Source organism: Paenibacillus sp. Z6-24, from assembly GCF_054161335.1.
Window position 1 is genome coordinate 2,197,162 of the sequence record NZ_CP096398.1, and the last position, 22,338, is coordinate 2,219,499.

The 22,338-nt window shown below is 48.2% G+C and carries 17 protein-coding genes and 1 pseudogene; 12 read left to right on the forward strand and 6 right to left on the reverse strand.

Features of this window, described 5'->3' with window-relative positions; genetic code table 11:
- The first annotated feature begins 34 nt into the window (after positions 1 to 34).
- Positions 35 to 1,177, forward strand: coding sequence for a PP2C family protein-serine/threonine phosphatase (locus M1D61_RS09700; RefSeq protein WP_458122152.1), 1,143 nt, complete (start codon positions 35 to 37; stop codon positions 1,175 to 1,177).
- A gap of 77 nt (positions 1,178 to 1,254) precedes the next feature.
- Here the strand turns inward: M1D61_RS09700 and M1D61_RS09705 are convergent.
- From M1D61_RS09705 to M1D61_RS09730, 6 genes and pseudogenes are all read right to left on the reverse strand, one after another.
- Positions 1,255 to 1,640, reverse strand: a pseudogene (locus tag M1D61_RS09705) (PTS glucose transporter subunit IIA).
- A 185-nt stretch (positions 1,641 to 1,825) separates the two neighbouring features.
- On the reverse strand, positions 1,826 to 3,265 hold the full coding sequence (locus M1D61_RS09710; protein WP_458122153.1) for a 6-phospho-beta-glucosidase: 1,440 nt from the start codon (positions 3,263 to 3,265) through the stop codon (positions 1,826 to 1,828).
- 355 nt (positions 3,266 to 3,620) lie between these two features.
- Positions 3,621 to 3,911: a YxcD family protein gene (locus M1D61_RS09715; RefSeq protein ID WP_046214553.1), complete on the reverse strand. Its 291-nt coding sequence runs from the start codon at positions 3,909 to 3,911 to the stop codon at positions 3,621 to 3,623.
- Between the two features lie 5 nt (positions 3,912 to 3,916).
- A complete protein-coding gene (locus M1D61_RS09720) occupies positions 3,917 to 4,360 on the reverse strand; it encodes a hypothetical protein (RefSeq protein WP_046213943.1) in 444 nt (147 codons plus the stop codon).
- A 121-nt stretch (positions 4,361 to 4,481) separates the two neighbouring features.
- On the reverse strand, positions 4,482 to 5,045 hold the full coding sequence (locus tag M1D61_RS09725; RefSeq protein ID WP_458122154.1) for a PadR family transcriptional regulator: 564 nt from the start codon (positions 5,043 to 5,045) through the stop codon (positions 4,482 to 4,484).
- Between the two features lie 304 nt (positions 5,046 to 5,349).
- Complete coding sequence (locus M1D61_RS09730) at positions 5,350 to 5,928, reverse strand: beta-class carbonic anhydrase (RefSeq protein ID WP_458122155.1); 579 nt, start codon at positions 5,926 to 5,928, stop codon at positions 5,350 to 5,352.
- 280 nt (positions 5,929 to 6,208) lie between these two features.
- On the opposite strand from M1D61_RS09730, the gene M1D61_RS09735 reads away from it, so the two are divergent.
- The 11 genes from M1D61_RS09735 to miaA all read left to right on the forward strand — a co-directional run bounded on the left by M1D61_RS09735 (position 6,209) and on the right by miaA (position 22,275).
- Positions 6,209 to 7,729, forward strand: a complete 1,521-nt coding sequence (locus tag M1D61_RS09735; RefSeq protein ID WP_458122156.1) for a carboxypeptidase M32 — start codon at positions 6,209 to 6,211, stop codon at positions 7,727 to 7,729.
- Positions 7,730 to 8,147: 418 nt separating this feature from the next.
- A complete protein-coding gene (locus M1D61_RS09740) occupies positions 8,148 to 9,122 on the forward strand; it encodes an aromatic acid exporter family protein (RefSeq protein ID WP_458122157.1) in 975 nt (324 codons plus the stop codon).
- A gap of 192 nt (positions 9,123 to 9,314) precedes the next feature.
- Positions 9,315 to 10,346, forward strand: a complete 1,032-nt coding sequence (locus M1D61_RS09745; protein WP_458122158.1) for an ABC transporter ATP-binding protein — start codon at positions 9,315 to 9,317, stop codon at positions 10,344 to 10,346.
- Positions 10,324 to 11,250, forward strand: coding sequence for an ABC transporter ATP-binding protein (locus M1D61_RS09750; protein WP_458122159.1), 927 nt, complete (start codon positions 10,324 to 10,326; stop codon positions 11,248 to 11,250). Before M1D61_RS09745 ends, M1D61_RS09750 begins: the two co-directional genes overlap by 23 nt.
- Positions 11,251 to 11,269: 19 nt before the next feature.
- A complete protein-coding gene (gene opp4B / locus M1D61_RS09755; RefSeq protein WP_046213950.1) occupies positions 11,270 to 12,238 on the forward strand; it encodes an oligopeptide ABC transporter permease in 969 nt (322 codons plus the stop codon).
- A gap of 78 nt (positions 12,239 to 12,316) precedes the next feature.
- Positions 12,317 to 13,216, forward strand: coding sequence for an ABC transporter permease (locus tag M1D61_RS09760; RefSeq protein ID WP_458122465.1), 900 nt, complete (start codon positions 12,317 to 12,319; stop codon positions 13,214 to 13,216).
- A gap of 36 nt (positions 13,217 to 13,252) precedes the next feature.
- On the forward strand, positions 13,253 to 15,052 hold the full coding sequence (gene opp4A, locus M1D61_RS09765) for an oligopeptide ABC transporter substrate-binding protein (RefSeq protein ID WP_458122160.1): 1,800 nt from the start codon (positions 13,253 to 13,255) through the stop codon (positions 15,050 to 15,052).
- 325 nt (positions 15,053 to 15,377) lie between these two features.
- Positions 15,378 to 18,215 carry a DNA mismatch repair protein MutS gene (gene mutS, locus M1D61_RS09770; protein ID WP_458122161.1) on the forward strand — a complete coding sequence of 946 codons (2,838 nt, stop codon included), beginning with the start codon at positions 15,378 to 15,380 and terminating at the stop codon, positions 18,213 to 18,215.
- A gap of 55 nt (positions 18,216 to 18,270) precedes the next feature.
- Positions 18,271 to 20,496 (forward strand): DNA mismatch repair endonuclease MutL, encoded by a 2,226-nt coding sequence (gene mutL / locus M1D61_RS09775; RefSeq protein ID WP_458122162.1) that lies wholly within the window; start codon positions 18,271 to 18,273, stop codon positions 20,494 to 20,496.
- 28 nt (positions 20,497 to 20,524) lie between these two features.
- Complete coding sequence (locus M1D61_RS09780) at positions 20,525 to 21,301, forward strand: class I SAM-dependent methyltransferase (protein WP_458122163.1); 777 nt, start codon at positions 20,525 to 20,527, stop codon at positions 21,299 to 21,301.
- Entirely contained in the window at positions 21,298 to 22,275 is a 978-nt protein-coding gene (gene miaA / locus M1D61_RS09785; protein ID WP_458122164.1) for a tRNA (adenosine(37)-N6)-dimethylallyltransferase MiaA, read from the forward strand. The genes M1D61_RS09780 and miaA overlap by 4 nt, the downstream gene beginning before the upstream one ends.
- Positions 22,276 to 22,338 lie beyond the last annotated feature (63 nt).

Below are 22,338 nucleotides of genomic sequence, written 5' to 3' on the forward strand. Positions count from 1 at the left end.
GAAATATAAGTATACTGATTTCGGAGGAGAGTCAATGAGCAGCATACTAATTGTGGATGATTCCAAACTGAACGTAGCATTCATGGAAAATGTGTTGAGAACGGCTGGATATGAAGATGTGCAAAAAGCAACATCAGCACAGGAAGCGTATCAGATTTTAGGTATTTATAATAATCAGGCCCCACGCAAAGCCGCATCGGTTGATTTAATTCTACTCGATATTGTTATGCCCGAAATCGATGGTATCGAGGCATGTGCTTTAATTAAAAGCCTGCCGGTATATCAGGATTTACCGATCATTTTTCTGACTGCGGATCGTGTTCATTTTAAGGAAGCATTTGGTGCAGGCGGAATGGATTTTATTGAAAAAGGCGGCCCTGATTATGAGCTGCTGGCTCGTGTACAATCTGCACTGCGTCTGAAAAAGGAAATGGATTCCCGCAAAGCATGGGAAGAAAAAGTACAAAAGGATCTGCAGCTCGCCAAGCATCTGCAAAATAGCGTATTGACTCCTCCATTAACCGAGCCGGGTATCCAGATTCACAGCAAGTATTTTCAATCTTCCGAAGTGTCCGGAGATATGTTTTACTGGAGGATGTTTAATAATCGTCAGTGTGGCGTACTGCTGATTGATGTTCCTGGCAGTGGTATCGCGGCAGCACTGGTCAGTATGTCCATTCGCTCTCTGCTGGACAATATTATTGGCATATATCGCAAGCCCAAAGAAGTATATGCCGAGTTGAACCGACAAATGCGTATACTGTTTGGCAAGACACGACGTACTGCTTATTTTACAGCCATTTATATGCTCATTGATCTTGAAAACAAACAGTTGGAATATTTCAATGCCGGTCATACACCAGGTTTGTTGATTGATAGGGAGGGTCCCTTAGCCAGACTGAATGTAACAACAGATCCTGTAGGTATGAATCAAAATGTCAACGGTAATACACAAAAACTGGAATACGGTGAAAATACGCGGATTGTTTTGTATACTAATGGGTTAATTAATCGTCCAGGCAGTAATCCCAAATTGGTGATCGGTGAATTGGAACACTACGCTCATAGCCTCATGGATATCGATAACGAGAAATTTCTGACCAAGCTGGCTCGTCTGGGCCGCAATCAGGAAGATTTGTATATTGTATCCATTGATCTGAATCCCGCTACAAAATAGTGAATATTTATAATCAGAATGACTGCTCCAGTATAATAATGGGGCAGTCGTTTTTCTCTGTTCAAGCGAGTACTTTTTTATTTGGATAAGGGTCCTTGGGTCACACGGTTACCTCCCTGTACATATATAGTAAAAGGTTGGCCTCCAAGCTTTACCGTATCGATGCCGACATGAGTCGGAATCTGTGCTGGGAGACGAGCACGAATGCATATTTTTTTTTGAATATAACCGCCGCTTTGCCGTCAAGTGGAGCAGCTATACGCCCGACAGCGGGCTTAATTGCGATGCCTTTGCCCACACCTTCCGAAGTGAATGCCGGATCAGGAACAATGGTAACTGCTAACAGGAGCTGCAGGAAACAAAACGGACTGTCCGCTGTCATCATCAGGATCGTATAGTTGGTTTCTGTCGTTGTCAGCGATCCGGCATTACTGACAATAAGCAGCCCTTTTTTTGCTTGCATAACCAGTAACAATTCCTATCGTCTATACAGTTATGCATAAAATGCAGCTGGAACAAACCCTATTGTCAATGCTATCATGATGCAAAAAAGAAGCCTGGTCTGACCAGACTTCTTCGCTCGTATATGATGTCTTGATTGGTTACAGCAGACTTTTATCGGCATTTACATATGGAAATCCATTTGCATTACAAACCGAGATCGGTTCCGTTCGACGCAATAACGTTCTTGTACCAGTCAAAGCTCTTTTTGCGGCTGCGCTCTAGAGAGCCATTGCCTTCATTGTCGCGATCCACATAAATATAACCGTACCGTTTGCGCATTTCACCGGACGAAGCGCTGACAATATCAATCGGTCCCCAGCTGGTGTAGCCAATAATATCCACACCATCCTCAATCGCTTCGCTCATCTCGGCAATATGGCGCTGCAAATAATCGATTCGGTAATCATCATTCACAGTTCCGTCTGCAGCAGGCTCATCCACGGCTCCCAGGCCGTTTTCCACCACAAACAGAGGCTTCTGGTAGCGATCATGCAGCTGATTGGCTGTAATCCGGAATCCTTTTGGATCAATTGTCCAGCCCCATTCGGACTTGTCCAGATAAGGATTAGCTACCGAACCGAATACATTGCCGGAAGTTATATTTTTGGTAATTTCTGGATCTGTGCTGGTGGTCCGGCTGGAATAATAGCTGAATCCGATATAATCGACCGTGTTATTTCTCAGGATCTCCGCGTCTCCCGGTTCCATGACAATGTCCAGCTGATGATCGCGGAAGAAGCGGCGGGCATAACCCGGATATTCCCCTCTGGACTGCACATCGATAAAGAAGTAGGATTCGCGGTCTTTTTCCATACCCTGATACACATCTTCCGGATTGCATGTATACGGATAAAAGCTGCCGGCAGCCAGCATACAGCCGATCTGTCCATCCGGAATCAGTTCATGGCAGGCTTTGACCGCCAGTGCACTGGCGACCAGCTGGTGATGGGCTGCCTGGTATTGGATCTGCTTTATATTGTCCCCTTCTTTGAATACAAGTCCTGCCCCGAGGAAAGGAAGATGCAGCAGCATATTGATCTCGTTAAAGGTCATCCAGTATTTTACTTTATCCCGGTAACGTTCCAACACGGTACGCGCATACGTCTCGAACAGGGTGACGAGCTTGCGGCTGCGCCAGCTGCCGTATTTCTCGATTAGATGTACCGGTACATCAAAGTGAGCGAGTGTGACTACCGGCTGAATATCATGCTTTAACAGCTCATCGAACAGCCGGTCATAAAAGACAAGACCTGCTTCATTCGGTATGGCATCCTCACCGGTCGGGAAAATACGTGCCCAGGAAATAGAGACACGCAGTGCCTTGAATCCCATTTCGGCAAACAGGGCAATATCTTCCGGATAACGATGATAAAAGTCAATCGCTTCATGAGCCGGATAGAACTCTCCCTCGAGTGGGGTGAGAGAGGAGAGATAGCCTTTCATAATCGCGTATCTTTTCTCGCCGGTAGGCAGCAGATCCACTACCGTTAACCCTTTACCATCTTTGAGATAAGCGCCTTCAGCCTGATTCGCCGCAATCGCTCCTCCCCATAAAAAATTCTCGGGAAATTTCAATGTTGTCATAGTCGTTCTCCTTCCGTATACCTGGAGTAGGGGATCTTCAGGGCAAATAAAAAACCTGAACGCTCCCGACGGCTCATCACAAGCAGACAGGAGAATTCAGGTTATGCCCAACAGGTAACATCCCTAATTCATATTCTGTTTTCACTAAAACTCTAACAAGTCACAGGCACAATGTCAATAAGAAAGCGTTTTATTCAGTCGCTAGCCGATAAAGAAATGCATTATTCAGCACTGTACTATAAATGATCCAAGGCTGCGGTTCAGTCACCAAAAAATAAAAGCCCTCCATGCACCGGTTGGGATACAAAGGAGGGCTTGCTGAAATGCTATATTATGCTGGAAGTAATAAAATTACTTAATTGTCGTGAATAATAGCCTGAATCTCTTCTACGTCATCGTTGATTATCAGTTCAACCTGTTCCCGGAACACTCTCGCGTCGTATTCGGAAAACATATACCGCAGAATCGCTTCTATGAGATTACTTTCAATCAGGTACTGACTGCGACCTTGCGCCCAGACCTCTGCTGTATAGCCTGTATCTTCTTCCCAGGCGAGCTGAACAGTGACGTCCGTAGGCTGGATGCCTTTACGTTCGGCGATGTTCAGACATACTGCATTGATAATCTCATCCATGCTAAGCCGCATTGCCATTAACGTCTGTTGTAAGGGTCAGCGGATTTCTTACGCTGACGGATCATACGATAAATTCCGCGAGCTGCAATAAAGAGTACGTAGATAGCAATCAGGTTAATCAACAGGCCAAGGAAGTTACCCATAAAGCCCATGTTCGCGAACATGCTGCCGAACAGCATACCTGCCAGACCACCGACCATCATACCTGTAAAGAAGTTACCGCCGCTGAAGAATCCGCGTTTGCCTGTTGTAGCTGCTGTACTGCGGTTGTTGGTAGTGGAACGGTTGGTGCTGTTTACGCTGCCGCTGTTGTTATCCGCGCGGTTCGGTGTGTTTGTATAAGATTTTGGCTGAGATTTGAATCCGCCGCCACCACGTCTTGCATCTGCATCGCTGGCAAAGATGCCAAGGGAAGCAAAAACGACTGTGAATGCCATGAAGACCATAAGCACTTTTTTCATTATGTCCATTATCCCCCTAGTTGGTATTGTGTTTGGGTACTCTTACGGTAATACGTAATGACGATCGACCGGTTTCACGATTTTAGACGAATTTTAAATAAATTCGGTTTACCGGATGGTACTAGTAATGCTGTGGTTCAGAAGATACTTCCGGTGGTGTCGAATTTTTGAGCATATCGATCACCCAGGTCGTCCATTCCATATTCGATCTTGCTGTTCCGAGCGCTTTTTGACGCAAAATATACAATCCAAAATCTTGAGAACCAAACTGGTGGCTCTCGTCAGGCATTTTGTGGATCGCCTGCTCAAAGTAGTGAATCTGTTCCTGATAAAAGATGGATCTTTTGCGGAACAAGGCGAGTGCAGTATCCTTGTCCGTAATCCACAGACAGAATGCCTTGAGTACCAGCTCGTCCCGTGTCACCGGTTCACTGGCGGGCATTTGCATCCATTCTTGCAGACGCTGCTCGCCAAGCGGAGTAATGGCATAGATTTTTTTGTCCGGTTTGTCTGTTTGTTTTATCCATTCCGCTGTCAACAACTGCTGCTCTTCCATACGTGAGAGCAGTGGGTAAATTTGACTGTGTTTGGCTTGCCAGAACGGTTGGATTCTGAGCATCAGGTCATATCCGGATGAACGTTTGCGTGCAAGCAGTGCAAGTAAACCATACGATAGCGTATTCATAAGCAGTCTCTCCTATCTCTAAAGCAGCAAATCGGCCGATTTACAATAAAGTGTACACTACAACTGTATGCTTTCGCAAGAAATCGACGAACAAAATAGAAGAAAGCATACAAAAGTAAGTACATATTAGACAAAAAATAGTCATAATTAAGCTTACGTATGAATATGCAAAAAGATTCAACTTTTCCAAATAAACAGCAGCAGCAGCTGATAAAAAATAACCCGGATGAATTCATCCGGGCTTTAGCAGTAAATCGGATTGTGCTAAGTCCTCATTATGTAAGGAGCCGGCCCGCGATTTCTGCTACAATGATGTCTCTTGTTGGGTGTACCCATTCACGAGCAATTCCAGTTGACCTGTTGCGGGGTCAATGATCATGCCGTGTACTGGTACATGGGGGGGAAGTAATGGATGATTCTTAATGATCTCCACAGTGTTTATTACCCCTTGCTTTTCGCTACCAAACCCCTGCAGCCAACTTTTTAAATCAATTCCTGAATGTTCCAGAGTTGACAATACAGTTGGGGAAACGCCGCGCTCTTTGATCTCATTAATCATATGATCGGCATCGAGCGCAGCCATTCCGCAGCTATGGTGACCGACAACGATAACTTCTTCTGCCTGAAGCTCATACAGCCCAACCAGTATGCTGCGCATTACACTTCCATAGGGATGAGAGATAACCGCGCCGGCGTTTTTGATGATTTTGGCATCACCATTGCGGATATTCATGGCTTTGGGCAGCAACTCGGTGAGACGCGTATCCATACATGTCAGAATAACCAGCTTTTTATCCGGAAAAGCACTGGAGCGATAAGCTTCATATTCCTTGGTCTGCACGAATTGCTCGTTATGCTGCATAATATTTGTAACTGAATCCATTGTATTTCCTCCTCAATTAAAACATTAGATTAGTGAATATTGGATCGTGGAATCTCCAAAATTATCAGCTGAAATCGCATGATAACTCTTTTCATTACTTTCCTGCACAACTACACATCATTTTCTCATGTAAACGAATAGATTTTACATCAGTTTTTGAGGTCTGTAAATGTCTTGATTCCAAAATATTAAATTATGTAACATTGATTATACGGTTTGAAAAACGTATCATCAAGATGGATATAGTTACAAAATATAAATAAATGAGGTGTACCCGATCATGGAACAAAACGTAGAACAGGTATTAAACTCATTCCGGCAGCTGGTTCGCAAGATCAGCAGCTACCACGAAGCACTCGGCCTGCTGGGCTGGGATCTGCGCACCGGCGCTCCGCGTAAAGGTGCGGAAATGCGTGCAGAAACGATCGGGATGCTGTCAACCGAAGTATTCAAGCTGTCCGTCTCCGAGGAGATGGGAGGCTATATTGAGTTTCTGTCCCGCACCGACGTATTCAGTCAGCTGAGTGATACCGATCAGCGCTCGGTGACAGAATGCCGCAAGGAATACGAACGCAGCCAGAAAATCCCGCCGGAGAGAATTCAAAAGTACTCCAGCCTGACGACACATGCCCAGACCGTCTGGGAAGAAGCCAAGCATAACAATGACTTCCAGGGCTTTGAACCGATGCTGTCGGAGATTGTAGAGATGAACCGCGAGTTTATCGATTACTGGGGTGTCAAGGATACCCGCTATGATACGCTGCTCGATATGTATGAGCCGGATATGACGGTAACCAAGCTGGATGCCGTTTTTGAGCGGTTGAAATCGCGTCTTGTCCCGCTGCTGCAAAAAATCCAGCAATCAAGCGACAAACCGGACAATTCATTCCTGAAGCAGGAGTATGATCTGAAGAAACAGGAGGAAATCGGCCTGTTCCTGCTGGAGCAGATGGGCTATGACTTCCAGGCAGGGCGTCTTGATGAGAGTGAGCATCCGTTCGCAACCGGACTCACTCCGGGCGATGTACGCATCACGACGCACTATTATCCGGAAGATCTGATGAGCGCCATTTTCAGTTCCCTGCATGAAGGCGGACATGCGCTGTATGAGCAAAATATTTCGGCTGACCTGGTCGGTACACCGCTGGCAACCGGTACGTCGATGGGAATTCATGAATCCCAGTCCCGCTTCTGGGAAAATATTGTCGGCCGCAGCCGTGTATTCTGGGATCATTATTACGATAAATTGCAGTCCTTGTTTCCGGAGCAGCTGTCCGGTGTAAGTAAAGAACAATTTTACCGTGCTGCCAATGTGGTGGAAAATTCACTGATCCGGATCGAAGCGGATGAGCTGACATACAATCTGCACATTATTGTTCGTTATGAAATCGAGAAAATGATTTTCAACGAGAATCTGGCTGTCGCCGATCTGCCGAAAGTATGGAACAGCAAATATGAAGAGTATCTGGGTATCACGCCGCCAAATGATGCGCAGGGCGTTCTGCAGGATGTACACTGGTCCGGTGGGGATTTTGGTTACTTTGCTTCGTATTCGCTTGGCAATATGTATGCCGCCCAGATTACCCATACGATGCGCAAGGAGCTGCCGGAGTTTGAACAATGGATCACGGCAGGCAATCTGCTGCCGATCAAGGAATGGCTGACCGATAAAATTTATCGTTACGGCAAAAGTAGAACGCCATCTGAACTGATCCAGGCGATAACCGGTGAAGAGCTGAATCCGGATTATTTGGCCGATTATCTGGAGCAGAAGTATACAGAGATTTATAAGCTGGTCTGATCCAGTTTTTAGGTCTGGCTGTATTAATTTGTGAGAGCAGGCTCTTATATATAGTAGGAAAAGAATTGGAGTTTGAAAAAGCACCAAAAAGTCAATAGGTCTGACTGTATGATCTTATATCATCTGATATGTAACTAATTACCCATTATGCTGCTTGGGTCAGTATACCTTTTGATTATCAAATGACGCAGTTCGTTAAGCCTCTCTTTCACTTTTTCAAAGGTGGAAGAGAGGCTTTTGCATCGTTATCCACATTGTAGGATCAGACGAAATACAGTAGGATAGATGTTATACGAAATTGGATAAATCCAACCTGTTCAGACAGGATGTTCGGGTGACACCATATACCCTTTTTGTCAGGTTGATTATAAATAAATAGAGAACACTATAAGAGAAGAGTGTAAGGAGAGAATAACCGATGGGCTTTCGCGTGATCAAGACCGCCATTGCTGCACTGCTGGCTGTAGTAGCAGCCAGTACGCTGGGAATCAGCAGCGCAATGTCGGCAGCACTGCTCGCCATACTGGGAGTGGATGTTACACGCAAACGCAGTCTTCAGACGATATCTGCCCGTTTTTTTGCATCACTGATCGGGATGGTTTGTGCGTTTGTATTATTTTCGATTTTTGGTTTTGAACACTGGGTATTTGCGCTGTATATTTTGCTGGCTTTTCCGATCATTACCCGCGCCGGCTTCAGCGGAGGAATCGTCACGAGTTCGGTTATCGTTGTCCATATCTACAACGGTGGACTGCTGACTGCACAGGCGATGCTGATTGAGGTGGAGCTTCTGCTGATTGGCCTCGGTTCGGCGGCGATCGTCAATCTGGTGTATATGCCAAATCCGTATAAGCGGCTGAATGCCATTCGGAAGGAAGTGAATGATCTGCTGTCCCAGATGTTTGGTCAGATTGCCCGTACACTGCATGAACCTGCCTATGTATGGGATGGGGAAGAAGTGATTCAGGCGGCGGCCAAGGTGGAGCAGGGACATACAGCAGCCAAGCGCGAACTGGAGAACCAGATGCTGCACCCGGATGAGTCGTGGATTGTATACTTTTATATGCGCAAGCAGCATCTGGATTCCATTCAGAACATGATGCAGCTCGTCGCCCAGGTGTACAGCAAAATGCCTCAGGGAGATCAGGCCGCCGAGATTTTCGAACAGCTGTCCCAGGATGTAAAAACGCCGTATTACACAGGGAAAACAGAAAAGCTGCTTTTACAATTCGAAGAAGATTTCCGTAAAACGAGACTGCCGGTTACACGTGAAGAATTCGAAGTGTATTCTGCCATTTTGCAGCTGTGCAGAGAGCTGGAGCAGTATCTCAAAATTTCTAAGCGGGATAAAGCAAGAAACCCCTTGCTAACTCAGGATAATAAGGTAAAATAAGGATAACGCTATAGGCAAAAGCTATCACCTTTATTACATTTGGTGATAGCTTTTTTACTAAAATCTTTCGTCCATTTTGGTAAAAAGATAAATTTTATTGACCTGTGGAAGATTATGAATATAAAATGATAACAATCTTATGAGGAATGTTTACATTGCGTTAAAGTTTGAGGTGAGGGGGCAACCAGAATTTTGAATACAGAACCGGTATTGCAAATCAAAGATCTGACGGTGTCTTTCCGCATTAAGGATGAGTATTATCCGGCTGTCGATCAACTGGATTTAACCATTAACAAAAACGAAGTTTTGGCTATCGTAGGGGAGTCAGGCTGTGGAAAAAGTGCCTTGGCACTTTCCCTGACACGACTGCATGATAGCAAAAATACACGCATTGATGGTGGACTCATTTTTAAGGGGCAGGATCTTAACCAACTGTCGCCTGGACAGATGAACAAAATTCGTGGCTCCGAGATTGGGATGATTTTTCAGGACCCGCTGACGGCGCTTAACCCGCTAATGACGATCGGCAGACAGATCGAAGAGAATCTGGACTATCATACGACCTTATCCAAAAAGGAAAAAACAAAGCGCATCTATGAACTGCTGGAACATGTAAACATTACGAATCCGCAGCGTGTGTACAACCAGTATCCACATGAATTGTCCGGAGGGATGCGGCAGCGTGTCATGATTGCTATCGCGATCGCCTGTCGACCTTCCCTAATCATCGCAGATGAGCCGACGACGGCGCTTGATGTGACGATTCAATCGCAGATCCTCGATCTGCTCAAGCAGCTGCAGGCAGAGACGGAAGCCGGTATTGTACTGATTACTCATGATCTGGGCGTTGTAGCCGAGATGGCTGACCGGGTAGTCGTAATGTATGCGGGAGAAATTGTGGAAGTTGCCAGTGTTATGGACTTGTTCAACAATCCGCTGCATCCGTACACCCGATCCCTGCTCGCTTCCATGCCTGGTGCCAATGCCGATCAGGAGCAGCTCCATGTTATTCATGGACGTGTACCTTCACTGCAAAATATTCCGCGCGGTTCCTGCCGGTTCTCAGAACGTATTCCGTGGATTCCGCAGACTGCCCATGCGCAGAACCCTCAGTTGGATGAAGTTGGTCCAGGACACTGGGTACGCTGTTCGTGCTATCAGCATTTTCATTTTGAAGATGAGGGAAAGGGGATCGTAATGGATGGCGTTGTTGGAGCTAAATAACCTTAAGGTGCATTATCCGATTCGCGGCGGCTTTTTCCAGCGTGTCGTGGATCATGTCAAAGCGGTAGACGGGGTGTCTATCCAGATCGAACCTGGAACTACATATGGACTGGTCGGCGAATCGGGATGTGGTAAGACAACTACTGGCCGCGCCATTATCGGCTTAAATAAAATAACGGATGGAACCGTGTCCTTTGACGGGCAGGATCTGACACGGATCGCTCACAAAAATCAGCATCCGCTGCGCAGGGATATCCAGATGATTTTTCAGGACCCGTACTCCTCGCTGAACAGCCGGAAACGGGTGATGGATATTATCGCCGAGCCGCTGCGTAACTTTGAGAAGCTGAGTCCGGATGAGGAACGCCGCCGCGTGCAGAATCTGCTGGACCGGGTCGGTCTCAATCCCGAAGCGGCTTTCAAGTACCCGCATGAATTTTCCGGCGGACAGCGGCAGCGGATCGGTATCGCCCGGGCGCTGACGCTCAATCCCAAGCTGATTATTGCGGATGAGCCGGTATCGGCGCTGGATGTGTCTGTACAGGCACAGGTACTGAACTTTATGAAAGAAATTCAAAAAGAATTCAATCTTACGTATCTGTTCATCAGCCATGATCTGGGCATTGTCCGTCATATGTGTGATCAGATCGGAATTATGTATCGCGGCCGTCTGGTCGAGCAGGGTAATACGGATGATATTTATGAGAATCCGCAGCATATTTATACGAAGCGTCTGATTACGGCGATTCCGAACATTGACCCGGCCCAGCGTCAGGAAAGTACACGGACCCGGCAGAAAATTATGGTGTCATATCAGCAGGACCTGAAAGAGCTTATGGATGCGGAGGGCAAACCGCTGGCTTTGAAAACGATTAGCCCATCTCATCAGGTAGCATTACCGTAACGTAAGGGGGATAACTATTATGTGGAAATTCACGCTTCGCCGTATCCTGATCATGATTCCCCAGCTGTTCATACTCAGTGTGCTGATCTTTTTTGTAGCCAAAGCGATGCCGGGAGATGCTCTTAGCGGAGCGATCGAGGCCAATCCGAAAGTCAGCGCACAGGTCCTGGAAGAACAGCGTGAGAGACTGGGACTTAATGATCCGGCCTGGGTGCAGTATGGACGCTGGCTGGGCAATCTGGTCCAGGGTGATCTTGGCAAATCCTATGTACATAAGGTTGGTGTAACTGATCTTATCGGAAGCAGACTGGCCAATACGTTTTATCTTGGTGTAGCGATACTGATCCTTACCTATGTAATCTCGATTCCGCTGGGAATTCTGAGCGGCAGGTATCAGAACAGCCTGCTGGATAAGACGATCACCGGCTATACGTATCTAAGCTTTGCGACTCCGATATTTATTTTCTCCTTATTGATGCTGTTCGTGTTTGGCTTCCGATTGGGATGGTTCCCGACGAGCGGAAGTGTGGATGTAGGCGTGCAGCCGGGCACATGGTCGTATTATGTAAATAAATTCTACCATCTGATTCTGCCGGCATGTGCAGGTGCGCTAGTGAGTACTACAGCGACGATCCAGTATCTGCGTAACGAAGTGATTGATACCCGTCTCAAGGATTTTGTAAAAACAGCCCGTTCCAAAGGGGTACCGGAATCCAAAGTGTATTCCCGTCATATCCTGCGTAACTCGCTGCTGCCGATTGCAGCCTTTCTCGGCTATGATCTGACGGCTGTACTGGCAGGCAATCTGTTTATCGAATCCATTTTCGGTTATCCGGGACTCGGACAGCTGTTCCTGCAATCCATTACCCAACGCGATTTCTCCGTCGTAACAGCGCTGGTTATGTTATCCGGTCTGCTTGCGTTAATAGGTACTCTGTTATCTGATCTTATTCTAAGCTGGGTTGATCCGCGTATTCGAATGGGTTAAAGCACGCAAGGCAGTAACCGCAGACATTTTAACCATTCAATATATGAATAAGAACGGAGGCAGGTACAAATTATGGGAATGCGTGTAGAGACTGTTGCACCTATTGAAACGATTCAGAAATCGCCTTCAAACTGGTCTATTCTGGGCCGGGAGCTGCTTAAAGACAAGCTGGCGATCAGCTCGCTCATCTTTCTGATTTTATTCCTGATCGGTATTTACGGTTCTATTACGTTTATTAATCAGGATGAAGTGACAACTATTGATTTAATGGCGATTCAGGCTGCTCCAAGTGCGGATCACTGGCTCGGTACCGATGATGCGGGCCGTGATATTTTCGGTCAGCTGGTGATCGGAGCACGGAACTCCTTTACGATTGGATTTATGATTACCATTTTGTCCGCAGCGATTGGACTGACTATTGGTCTGATTGCAGGCTTTTTCGGTGGAGTGGTTGATAATATCATTATGCGTTTTATTGACTTTATTCTTGTGCTTCCTTTCCTGATGCTGGTCATCGTATTTGTTACCATTATTCCCAAGTATGGGGTATGGGAATTTATCGCTATTATGACCGCATTTCTCTGGGTCGGCAAAGCAAGGCTAATCCGGGCCAAAGTGCTGGCAGAGCGTGAACTGGACTATGTTCAGGCTTCCAAGACACTGGGTACGCCGAACTGGAAGATCATTACATTCGGCATACTGCCTAATCTCAGTTCTATCGTTATTGTTAATCTTACTCTGAATCTGGCCGGTAATATCGGGATTGAGACAGGGTTGTCTTATCTGGGATTCGGTCTGCCTGATGGAACACCGAGTCTGGGTACGCTGGTGAGCAGCGCGACCAATCCGATCGTATTGGAGCAGTACTGGTGGAACTGGTTACCGGCATCGCTGCTGATTTTAATTTTAATTTTGGCGATCAACTTTATTGGACAGGCACTCAAACGTGCATCCGACGCCAAACAGCGATTGGGATAATAAATTAGAGCTGTATATCAAAAAGGAGGAAGATTTATGTGGGGAAGTAAAAAGAAAAAATCACTATCCATTTTGTTCATGTCTCTCGTTCTGGTATTGTCTGCGTGCAGCAGCGGAAACAATTCGGCTGCCGAAAAAACAGATGCACCAAAAACAAATGAAAGTGTCAAGGAAACAGGCAAGTTTGCGAGCAAAACGTCGAACAATGAAGCAGCGATTCAGGGCGGCATTCTGAATTATGGACTTGCTTCGGATACTCCTTTTGAAGGCATCTTGAATCCGGTATTCTATGAAGGTAATCCGGATGCCAATGTTATGCAGTTCTTTTATCCTTCCCTTTTTGCAATTGACAAGAACTTCGATATTACGGATGGCGGTGGAGCCAACATCAAACTGTCCAACGAAAATAAAACGGTTACCGTTACGATCAATGACAAGCTGAACTGGACAGACGGTAATCCGGTTACAGCAGAAGACTATGCTTTTGCTTTTGAAGTCATTGGCAATAAAGATTATGAAGGTGTTCGTTATGATGCATTGATGATGAATATCGTCGGTATGGAAGATTATCATGCCGGTAAAGCCAAAACAATTTCAGGCATCAAAATCCTGAATGACAAAGAGGTACAGATCGACTTTATTACAGCTACTCCATCCGTGAAATCCGGTCTGTGGAGCTATCCACTGGAGAAAAAAGTATTTGGAGATATGGCTATTGCTGATATGTCCGCCTCCGATCCTGTTCGTAAAAAACCGGTTGGTTATGGACCGTTCAAAATCAAGTCCATGGTTACAGGTGAGTCGGTGGAGTTCGAAGCCAACAAGGATTACTTCCTCGGTGCACCAAAGCTTGACGGTGTACATCTGAAAGTCGTTAACCCTAACGTACTGATCGAATCTCTCAAAAAAGGCGATGTGGACTATGTCGATGGCTTCCCTGTCAGCCTTTATGATGAGAAAACCAACCCTACCAATATTCAATTCCTGGGTCGTCAGGAATTGGCCTATAGCTATATCGGATTCAAACTGGGTAAGTATGACAAAGCCAAAGGCGAAAGCGTAATGGATCCGAATGCCAAAATGGCAAACAAATCCCTGCGTCAGGCTATGGGGTATGCAATGAATAACGCTCAGGTAGGTACGCAGCTGTACAAAGGATTGCGTACACCGGCTACCTCACTGATCATCCCTGCGTTTGCCAACTACTATGATTCCAGTCTGGCAGGTTACACGTACAACCCGGAAAAAGCAAAACAACTGCTCGATGAAGCCGGTTATGTGGACAAAGACGGTGATGGACTGCGTGAAGATCCTAAAGGTCAACCGCTGGTGATTAACTATGCAGCCATGAGCGGAGATGTTGTATCCGAGCCGCTTGCCAAATTCTACATGCAAAACTGGAAAGATGTAGGTCTGAACGTACAACTGGTTAATGGTCGCCTGCAAGAGTTTAACTCCTTCTACGATAATATCAAAGCAGATAGCCCGGATATCGATGTCTTCGGCGCAGCATGGGGTACAGGCAGCGATATCGATCCAGCGGGTCTATATGGTCGTGAAGCAGCATTTAACTATTCCCGTTTCACAAGTGAAGATGCGGATAAGTTCCTTAAAGAAGGAACTTCACCGGAAGCATTTGATATGGAATTCCGCAAAAACGCCTACAAACAATGGCAACAGCTGATGTTTGAAGAAGCTCCGGTTATTCCGACACTGTACCGCTATGAACTGCAGGCAGTGAACAAGCGTGTCAAAAACCTGGATATTTCGTATGATGCAGGTTACGATACACTTGCCAAAGTTGAACTGACAGCGGACAAACCAGTAACACAGTAATCCATTATTTTCATGGATCAATGAATCGTATAAAATATGCTGTATCCGGAGAGGATCGGAAGCCCCAGGCTTACCGGTCCTTTCTGTTATGTTCTGCGATGTAGTGGGATGCTGTTCAATGAACCCGGGAAGCGTAGAACTTTTCGGGTTCTTTCGTTATAATAGATAGACGAACACGCATTTGCATAGGCTGTGCAGCAGGGTGCTGGCGCAGATTCACTATTTTAATAGTAGAAAAATGTTTGAATAATAATAAATAAGTGCAGTATGGGAGCGAACAGGCTTCATACAGGCACAGGAATACAGGTTGGTTTGGAGGGGCATAATGAGTCAATATACACCAATGATGCAGCAGTATCTGCAGATCAAGGAGCAGGCCCAGGACGCTTTTTTATTTTTCCGTCTGGGCGATTTTTATGAACTGTTTTTTGATGATGCTGTGCTGGCTGCCAAGGAATTGGAAATTACGCTGACAGGTAAAAATGCCGGTGTGCCGGAACGTGTCCCGATGTGCGGAGTGCCTTATCATTCAGCGGAGAACTATATCCACCGATTGATTGAAAAAGGCTACAAAGTCGCCATTTGCGAGCAGGTGGAAGATCCGGCGACAGCCAAAGGCATCGTGAAGCGTGAAATTATCCGCGTGGTTACGCCGGGTACGATGATGGAGAGCAAGGCGCTCAGCGACAAGGCCAACAACTATATGGTCTGTGTGACCGAACAGGACGGCAAAATGGCGCTGGCTGCCTGTGATCTGTCTACCGGTGAACTGCATGTCACCTCGGCATTGTCTTCGCAGGAATGGCTGCGTGACGAGCTGGGACTGTATGAGCCGTCCGAGATTATCGGCCGGATTGAACTGATTGACGATGTATACAAGCAGGCGTCACAGATGGGCCGCAAGGTGTTGTATACAGAGTGGGACAAATCCCGCGAAGAACTGGCAAGGCGCCAGTTTGGCGAAGCGGTCTGGGCGAGACTGGATGAGGAACGGCAGGCCTGTATTGCGCTGCTGTTTGCCTATCTGAGCGAGACGCAGAAGCGTTCACTCGGCCAGCTGACCCATATTAACGCTTATGAACCGGAAAATTATATGATTCTCGATCCATTCACTCGCCGTAATCTGGAGCTAGTGGAGACCGTACGTGAGCGTTCACGCAAAGGCACCTTGTTATGGCTGCTGGATCGCACAGAGACACCGATGGGTGGACGTCTGCTGCGCCGCTGGATTGACAAGCCGCTGCTGTCCCGCCGTCTGGTGGAAGAACGCCTGGAAGCAGTGGACAAGCTGCATCAGGGCTTTATTTTGCGTGAGGATCTGAGAGGGCAGCTCAAGGGCATCTATGATCTGGAGCGTCTCGTTGGCCGAATGGCATTTGGTACCGCCAATGGACGGGATATGCTCGCGCTGCGGGACTCCCTGCTGCGTATTCCGGATCTGCGCCAGCTGTGCGCTGATTCGCCTTCATCCACTTTGCAGAGCGTCGCGCAGCAGATGGATGCCTGCCATGATTTGGCGGAAGCGATCGGTTCGGCGATTGTCGATGATCCGCCGATTTCGGTGCGTGATGGAGGACTGATCCGTCAGGGCTATCATGAACATCTGGATGAGCTGCGTGAAGCCAGTGTGAATGGCAAGCAGTGGATCGCCGAACTGGAAGCTGCTGAACGTCAGGCGACAGGCATCAAGTCGCTCAAAATAGGCTACAACAAAGTATTTGGCTACTATATTGAAATTACCCGTTCCAATCTGAACATCCTGCCGGAAGGGCGGTATGAGCGCAAGCAGACGCTGGCAAATGCCGAGCGGTTTGTTACACCGGAACTGAAGGAAAAAGAAGCATTGATCCTGGAAGCCCAGGAGAAGATGGTCGATATCGAATATGAGCTGTTCACCGATCTGCGTACCCGTGTATCGAGTGAGGTAGCCCGTCTTAAGCTGTTGGCCGAGAAAGTGGCCGAGATTGATGTGTATCAGTCCTTTGCAACCGTCAGTGCCGAGCGTTCATTTGTCAAACCGGTATTGACCGACCGGTATGATCTGGTAATCCAGGATGGACGTCATCCGGTCGTGGAAGCGGTTATGGATCATGCCAGCTTTATTTCCAACAGTACGAATATTACGGAAGAAGAAGCCAATATCGTATTGATTACCGGTCCGAATATGGCTGGTAAAAGTACCTATATGCGTCAGGTGGCGCTGCTGTCCATCATGGCGCAGATTGGCTGTTTTGTGCCTGCACGCCAGGCGGAGATTCCGATGATTGACCGGATTTTCACCCGGATCGGAGCAGCGGATGATCTGATTGGTGGCCAGAGTACCTTTATGGTAGAGATGGCAGATATTCAGGTAATGACCGAACGGGCGACCCGGCGCAGTCTGATCATTATTGATGAGCTGGGACGGGGAACATCGACCAGTGAAGGGATGGCAATCGCCCAGGCTGTGATCGAGTATGTCCATCACGAGATTGGCTGTAAAGCGCTCGTATCTACCCACTTCCATGAACTGGCTCATCTGGAGGAGACGCTGGAACATTTGCGCAACTTCTCCATGGCGGTCAAGGAAAGCGGGGACAAAGTGCATTTTCTGCGCAAGCTCGTACCCGGCGCGGCTGGCAGCAGTTACGGGATCTATTGTGCACAGCTGGCGGGCCTGCCTGGCAGCATTATCGACCGTGCCAATCTGCTGCTTGACCGGATGGAACAGGCAGCGACAAGCACCGTGGTGGCTCAGGATGAAGCTGTCGATTATGCTGCGACAGCAGGAGGCAGCTCCTCAGAGCGTACGCAGTCTGTATTATCTGCAGAGGATGCGCCTGTTGCGGGAAATAGCGATTCGGTGAAAGAGCAGGCACATGGCTACATGTACGAAGAACGCCAGTCAGCAGAGGATGAAGCGATCCCGGTGCTGGCGACAGGCGGATTCCCGTCTGAGCCAGCAGACAGCGATGCGTCCAGAAGCCGGAAAGGTGCTGTACAGCAGGATATTGTACAGCTGTCGATTTTTGAGGAAGATGAAGTTCCTCAGCCGGTGAAAGTAAAAGAAGATCCGGTCGCCAAACAGATCGTCAGCCAGATCCAGAGTGCTGATCTGATGAATATGACACCACTGCAGGCGATGCAGCTGCTGAATGAACTGAAAATGAAAACGATGCGTTAATTCGTATCGACCAATAAAGCAACTGAAATTAAAATAACCGGAGGGAGGAAAAACCATGGGTCAGATTCGTGTGCTGGATGAACATATCGCCAACCAGATTGCGGCCGGTGAAGTGGTCGAACGACCTGCATCGGTCGTCAAGGAACTCGTCGAAAACGCAATTGATGCGCGTTCCACCCGGATAGATGTCCATATCGGTGAAGGTGGATTGGAATCGATTCGTGTGCATGATAACGGCCAGGGAATCGCCGCCGAGGATTGCGAGACTGCCTTTTACCGTCATGCGACCAGCAAATTGGTGGACGACCGTGATCTGTATCAGATTACCAGTCTGGGCTTCCGCGGGGAGGCACTGCCAAGTATTGCAGCCGTCTCCAAAGTGGAACTGCTCACCAGTGCAACCGATGACGGAGCAGGCAGACGTCTTGTTATCGAAGGTGGTACGCTGAAGAGCAATGAGGATGATGCAGCTCCACGCGGAACCGATTTCCGGGTCAATTCACTATTTTACAATACGCCAGCACGGTTGAAATATATGAAAACCGTTCAGACCGAGCTGGGACATATCTCGGATATTATGTATCGTATGTCTCTGGCACATCCGGAGATTGCTTTTACCCTGCGGCATAACGGCAATCTGCTGCTGCAGACGCCGGGTAATGGCGATATGCTGCAGGTGATCGCTGCCGTCTACGGCACCTCAGCAGCCAAGATGGTGCTACCGATTGAGCAAGATCATCTGGATTACCACATTAGCGGCTATATCGGCCGCCCGGAGATTGCCAGAGCCAACCGCAATGCCATGTCGGTCATCGTGAATGGCCGTTATATCAAGAGTTATGCCGTCAATCAGGCGATTCTGAGAGCGTATCATACGCTGCTGCCGATCAACCGGTATCCGCTGACCGTGTTGCGTCTGACGATGCATCCGTCGCTGGTCGATGTTAACGTGCATCCGGCCAAAATGGAAGTGCGATTCAGCAAGGAGGCGGAACTGATGATGTTTGTGGAAGAGTCGGTACGCCAGACCCTGCGCAAGGAAATACTGATTCCCCACGCGACCAAGCAGACCGTCAAGCGCGGCAGCAGTGAGTCGATTATTCAGGAGCAGTTCAATTTTAACCGCACACCGGCTGTGAATCTTGAAAATGATCTGCAGGAGCCGGCAAGCTCTGCTGCGGCTTCATCCACTTTTAAGAATCCTGCACCAGTGATACGAACCGAACTGGGCGATCTGGATGCACCTTATGTACCGCCATATACGGATCAGGATATTCCGGGAATTCCGAGCCGCTCCGACATGCCGGATGATCGTTTCGGACAGCAGACGGATAACGCAACTGCCGGTTCAGCAGCGGATACAATGGAGCAATCCGGTTCCAATGGGCTGCCTGGAGATACAGCCGGATTGCCAGCGGACAAGGATCAATCCTCTGTACCGACTGCCGAATATGCACAGCTGCCCGGAGGGGAGACAAGCTTGCCGCAAGCGGGAGACACAGGCTCAGCACCGGTAGAATATGAACGCCATAATCCGTCGCAGTCAGCAGCACAGCAGGTACGGGAGCAATCCTATGCCCGTGACTATAATCGCCCGGCTGCCAAATCGTCATCACGGACGCCGCAGCGGCCGAACGGAGCGAATCGCAGCATTCCGGCCGAGATGATTTATGGAACGGCAGAGGAGCCGGGGCTGCCGCAGTTTCCGGAAATGAATCTGATCGGTCAGCATCATGGTACCTATCTGATCGCACAAAATGCAGAGGGATTATTTCTGATCGATCAGCATGCTGCCCATGAGCGGGTCAATTACGAATTTTACTATGAGAAATTCGGACAGCCGGAGTCCGCATCCCAGGAGCTGCTGCTGCCGATCACACTGGAGTTTACGCGTGCAGAAGCAGACAAGCTCAAGGACCGTCTGCACTGGTTTGAGCGTGTCGGTGTCTATCTGGAGCATTTTGGCGGTCAGACGTTCCGTGTACGTGCCTATCCGTACTGGTTCCCCAAAGGCGAGGAAGCGCGTGTTATCGAAGAAATGGCCGAGTGGGTGCTTAGCGAACGCAAGATTGATCTGGCACAGCTGAGAGAGCAGGCCTCTACGCTCTGTTCGTGCAAGGCATCGATCAAAGCTAACCAGAGAATCACCGAGGCCGAGGCGCAGGCGCTGCTTGATCGCCTCGCCGCATGCAGGCAGCCTTATACATGCCCGCACGGCCGCCCGATTGTCGTATCCTTTTCCAGTTATGATCTGGAGAAAATGTTCAAACGGGTCATGTAATTGAAGTGTGAAGAAGAATGGAGAATGAATGATGATAATTACAACAGGTGATGATGCTTCCCAGGCTACTTTGCAGCGTGCACAGCAGCTGGCAGCGGAATTCGCCGTTCCTTTTGTTCCGCGGAGCGGACAGTCGGTAGCTAAGCTGGCTGCCCGTCATGGGGAACAGGATATTATTATACTGGTGGAAAATGAAGCGAGGCTGGTCCGTCCGGGTGAGTCTGCGATGTTTTTCCATCCAAGCATGGCGTTTGTACGGGCCAAGCGCTTATTGCAGGGAAAAGAGGATCCGATGATCACCGTATCCCGTCTGGAACCGGGAGATACCGTTCTGGACTGCACAGCGGGACTAGGAGCAGATTCATTGGTCTTTTCCCTGGCAGCCGGTCCAGAGGGACAGGTGACCGCTTTGGAAAGCTCTGCTCCGCTGGCGGCGCTCCTGACAGAAGGGTTGCGCACTTATGCAAGCAATCTGGAACCTGTTAATGCAGCGATGCGACGCATTCGGGTAATACAGCAGGACCACAAGACCTATTTGAGCCAACTTCCGGATAAAAGCGTGGATATCGTATATTTTGATCCCATGTTCCGTGAAGCGTTGCATGAGTCGGCTGCGATCGCGCCGCTGCGCGGCTTTGCCAATGATCATGCGCTTGATCCGGAGTCGATTTCTCATGCGATTCGCGTAGCTCGCAAAACGGTGATGCTCAAGGAAAAATGGGATAGTCCTGAATACGAGCGGCTTGGATTTGAGCGCATCCGCCGCAAGAATTCCAAAATTGAATATGGAGTGATTCACGTATGAGCCTGGCAGCAGAAAAACCCAAATTACTGGTCCTTGTTGGCCCTACCGCTGTAGGGAAAACGGCCATTAGCATCGAGATTGCCAGGAGATTCGACGCCGAGATTATCTCGGGTGATTCTATGCAGGTGTACCGTGGTATGAATATCGGTACAGCCAAAATCACCCCTGACGAAATGCAAGGCATTCCCCACCATCTGATTGATATTCATTCGCCGGACGAACCATTTTCGGTGGCCGAATTTCAGCAGCGTTGCCGGACACTGATTCCGGAGATCGCTTCCCGCGGCAAACTGCCTTTTATTGTCGGAGGCACCGGTCTGTATGTCGAATCGGTCAGCTATGAATTTCAGTTCAGTGAGACCGGAGCGGATGAACAGTTCCGTCAGGAACAGACCGATTATGCATTGCAGCATGGTGCACAGGCGCTGCATGACCGCCTGGCAGTGGTGGACCCGGAGTCGGCGACTCGCCTGCATCCCAATGACCAGAGACGCATTATAAGGGCTCTGGAAGTGTATCATATGACTGGAGTGAAACTTTCGGACCAGTTGTCCCGGCAAATGAAGCAGTCTCCCTATGAATTATGTATCGTCGGTTTGACAATGGATAGGGAAATGCTATATAAACGTATTGAAGCGCGGATTGATCAAATGCTGGAAGAAGGTCTGCTGGAGGAAGTGCAGCATCTGCTTGATCAAGGGTATACTCCCGGAATGGTAGCCATGCAGGGGCTCGGATACAAGGAGATTGCCGCGCATCTGTCAGGTGGTGTACCGCTGCAGGAAGCCGTCGTGCTGCTTAAGCGTGATACACGTCGTTTTGCCAAACGGCAGCTGTCCTGGTTCCGCCATATGCAGGATATTCACTGGGTCGATGTGACGGATACGAATCATAGAGAACAGCATATCGATAAAGTATATGAAATTGTGGCAGGAAATTTATACAGAGACAGGGAATATACTTCAACAACTTAATTTGACATTTAGCTTAGCCAGGTATCATATTCGTATTACAATTGAGCATTTTGCTAATGCTGA

What these genes read in the sequence shown, in the direction of transcription:
- mutL (WP_458122162.1), top strand. Translation starts at nt 18,271, where the DNA reads ATGGGTCAGATTCGTGTGCTGGATGAACATATCGCCAACCAGATTGCG.
- M1D61_RS09750 (WP_458122159.1), top strand. Translation starts at nt 10,324, where the DNA reads ATGGCGTTGTTGGAGCTAAATAACCTTAAGGTGCATTATCCGATTCGC.
- M1D61_RS09710 (WP_458122153.1), bottom strand. Translation starts at nt 3,265, where the DNA reads ATGACAACATTGAAATTTCCCGAGAATTTTTTATGGGGAGGAGCGATT.
- M1D61_RS09760 (WP_458122465.1), top strand. Translation starts at nt 12,317, where the DNA reads ATGCGTGTAGAGACTGTTGCACCTATTGAAACGATTCAGAAATCGCCT.
- mutS (WP_458122161.1), top strand. Translation starts at nt 15,378, where the DNA reads ATGAGTCAATATACACCAATGATGCAGCAGTATCTGCAGATCAAGGAG.
- M1D61_RS09780 (WP_458122163.1), top strand. Translation starts at nt 20,525, where the DNA reads ATGATGATAATTACAACAGGTGATGATGCTTCCCAGGCTACTTTGCAG.
- M1D61_RS09730 (WP_458122155.1), bottom strand. Translation starts at nt 5,928, where the DNA reads ATGGATTCAGTTACAAATATTATGCAGCATAACGAGCAATTCGTGCAG.
- M1D61_RS09740 (WP_458122157.1), top strand. Translation starts at nt 8,148, where the DNA reads ATGGGCTTTCGCGTGATCAAGACCGCCATTGCTGCACTGCTGGCTGTA.
- miaA (WP_458122164.1), top strand. Translation starts at nt 21,298, where the DNA reads ATGAGCCTGGCAGCAGAAAAACCCAAATTACTGGTCCTTGTTGGCCCT.
- M1D61_RS09715 (WP_046214553.1), bottom strand. Translation starts at nt 3,911, where the DNA reads ATGCGGCTTAGCATGGATGAGATTATCAATGCAGTATGTCTGAACATC.
- M1D61_RS09720 (WP_046213943.1), bottom strand. Translation starts at nt 4,360, where the DNA reads ATGAAAAAAGTGCTTATGGTCTTCATGGCATTCACAGTCGTTTTTGCT.
- M1D61_RS09700 (WP_458122152.1), top strand. Translation starts at nt 35, where the DNA reads ATGAGCAGCATACTAATTGTGGATGATTCCAAACTGAACGTAGCATTC.
- opp4A (WP_458122160.1), top strand. Translation starts at nt 13,253, where the DNA reads ATGTGGGGAAGTAAAAAGAAAAAATCACTATCCATTTTGTTCATGTCT.
- M1D61_RS09725 (WP_458122154.1), bottom strand. Translation starts at nt 5,045, where the DNA reads ATGAATACGCTATCGTATGGTTTACTTGCACTGCTTGCACGCAAACGT.
- opp4B (WP_046213950.1), top strand. Translation starts at nt 11,270, where the DNA reads ATGTGGAAATTCACGCTTCGCCGTATCCTGATCATGATTCCCCAGCTG.
- M1D61_RS09735 (WP_458122156.1), top strand. Translation starts at nt 6,209, where the DNA reads ATGGAACAAAACGTAGAACAGGTATTAAACTCATTCCGGCAGCTGGTT.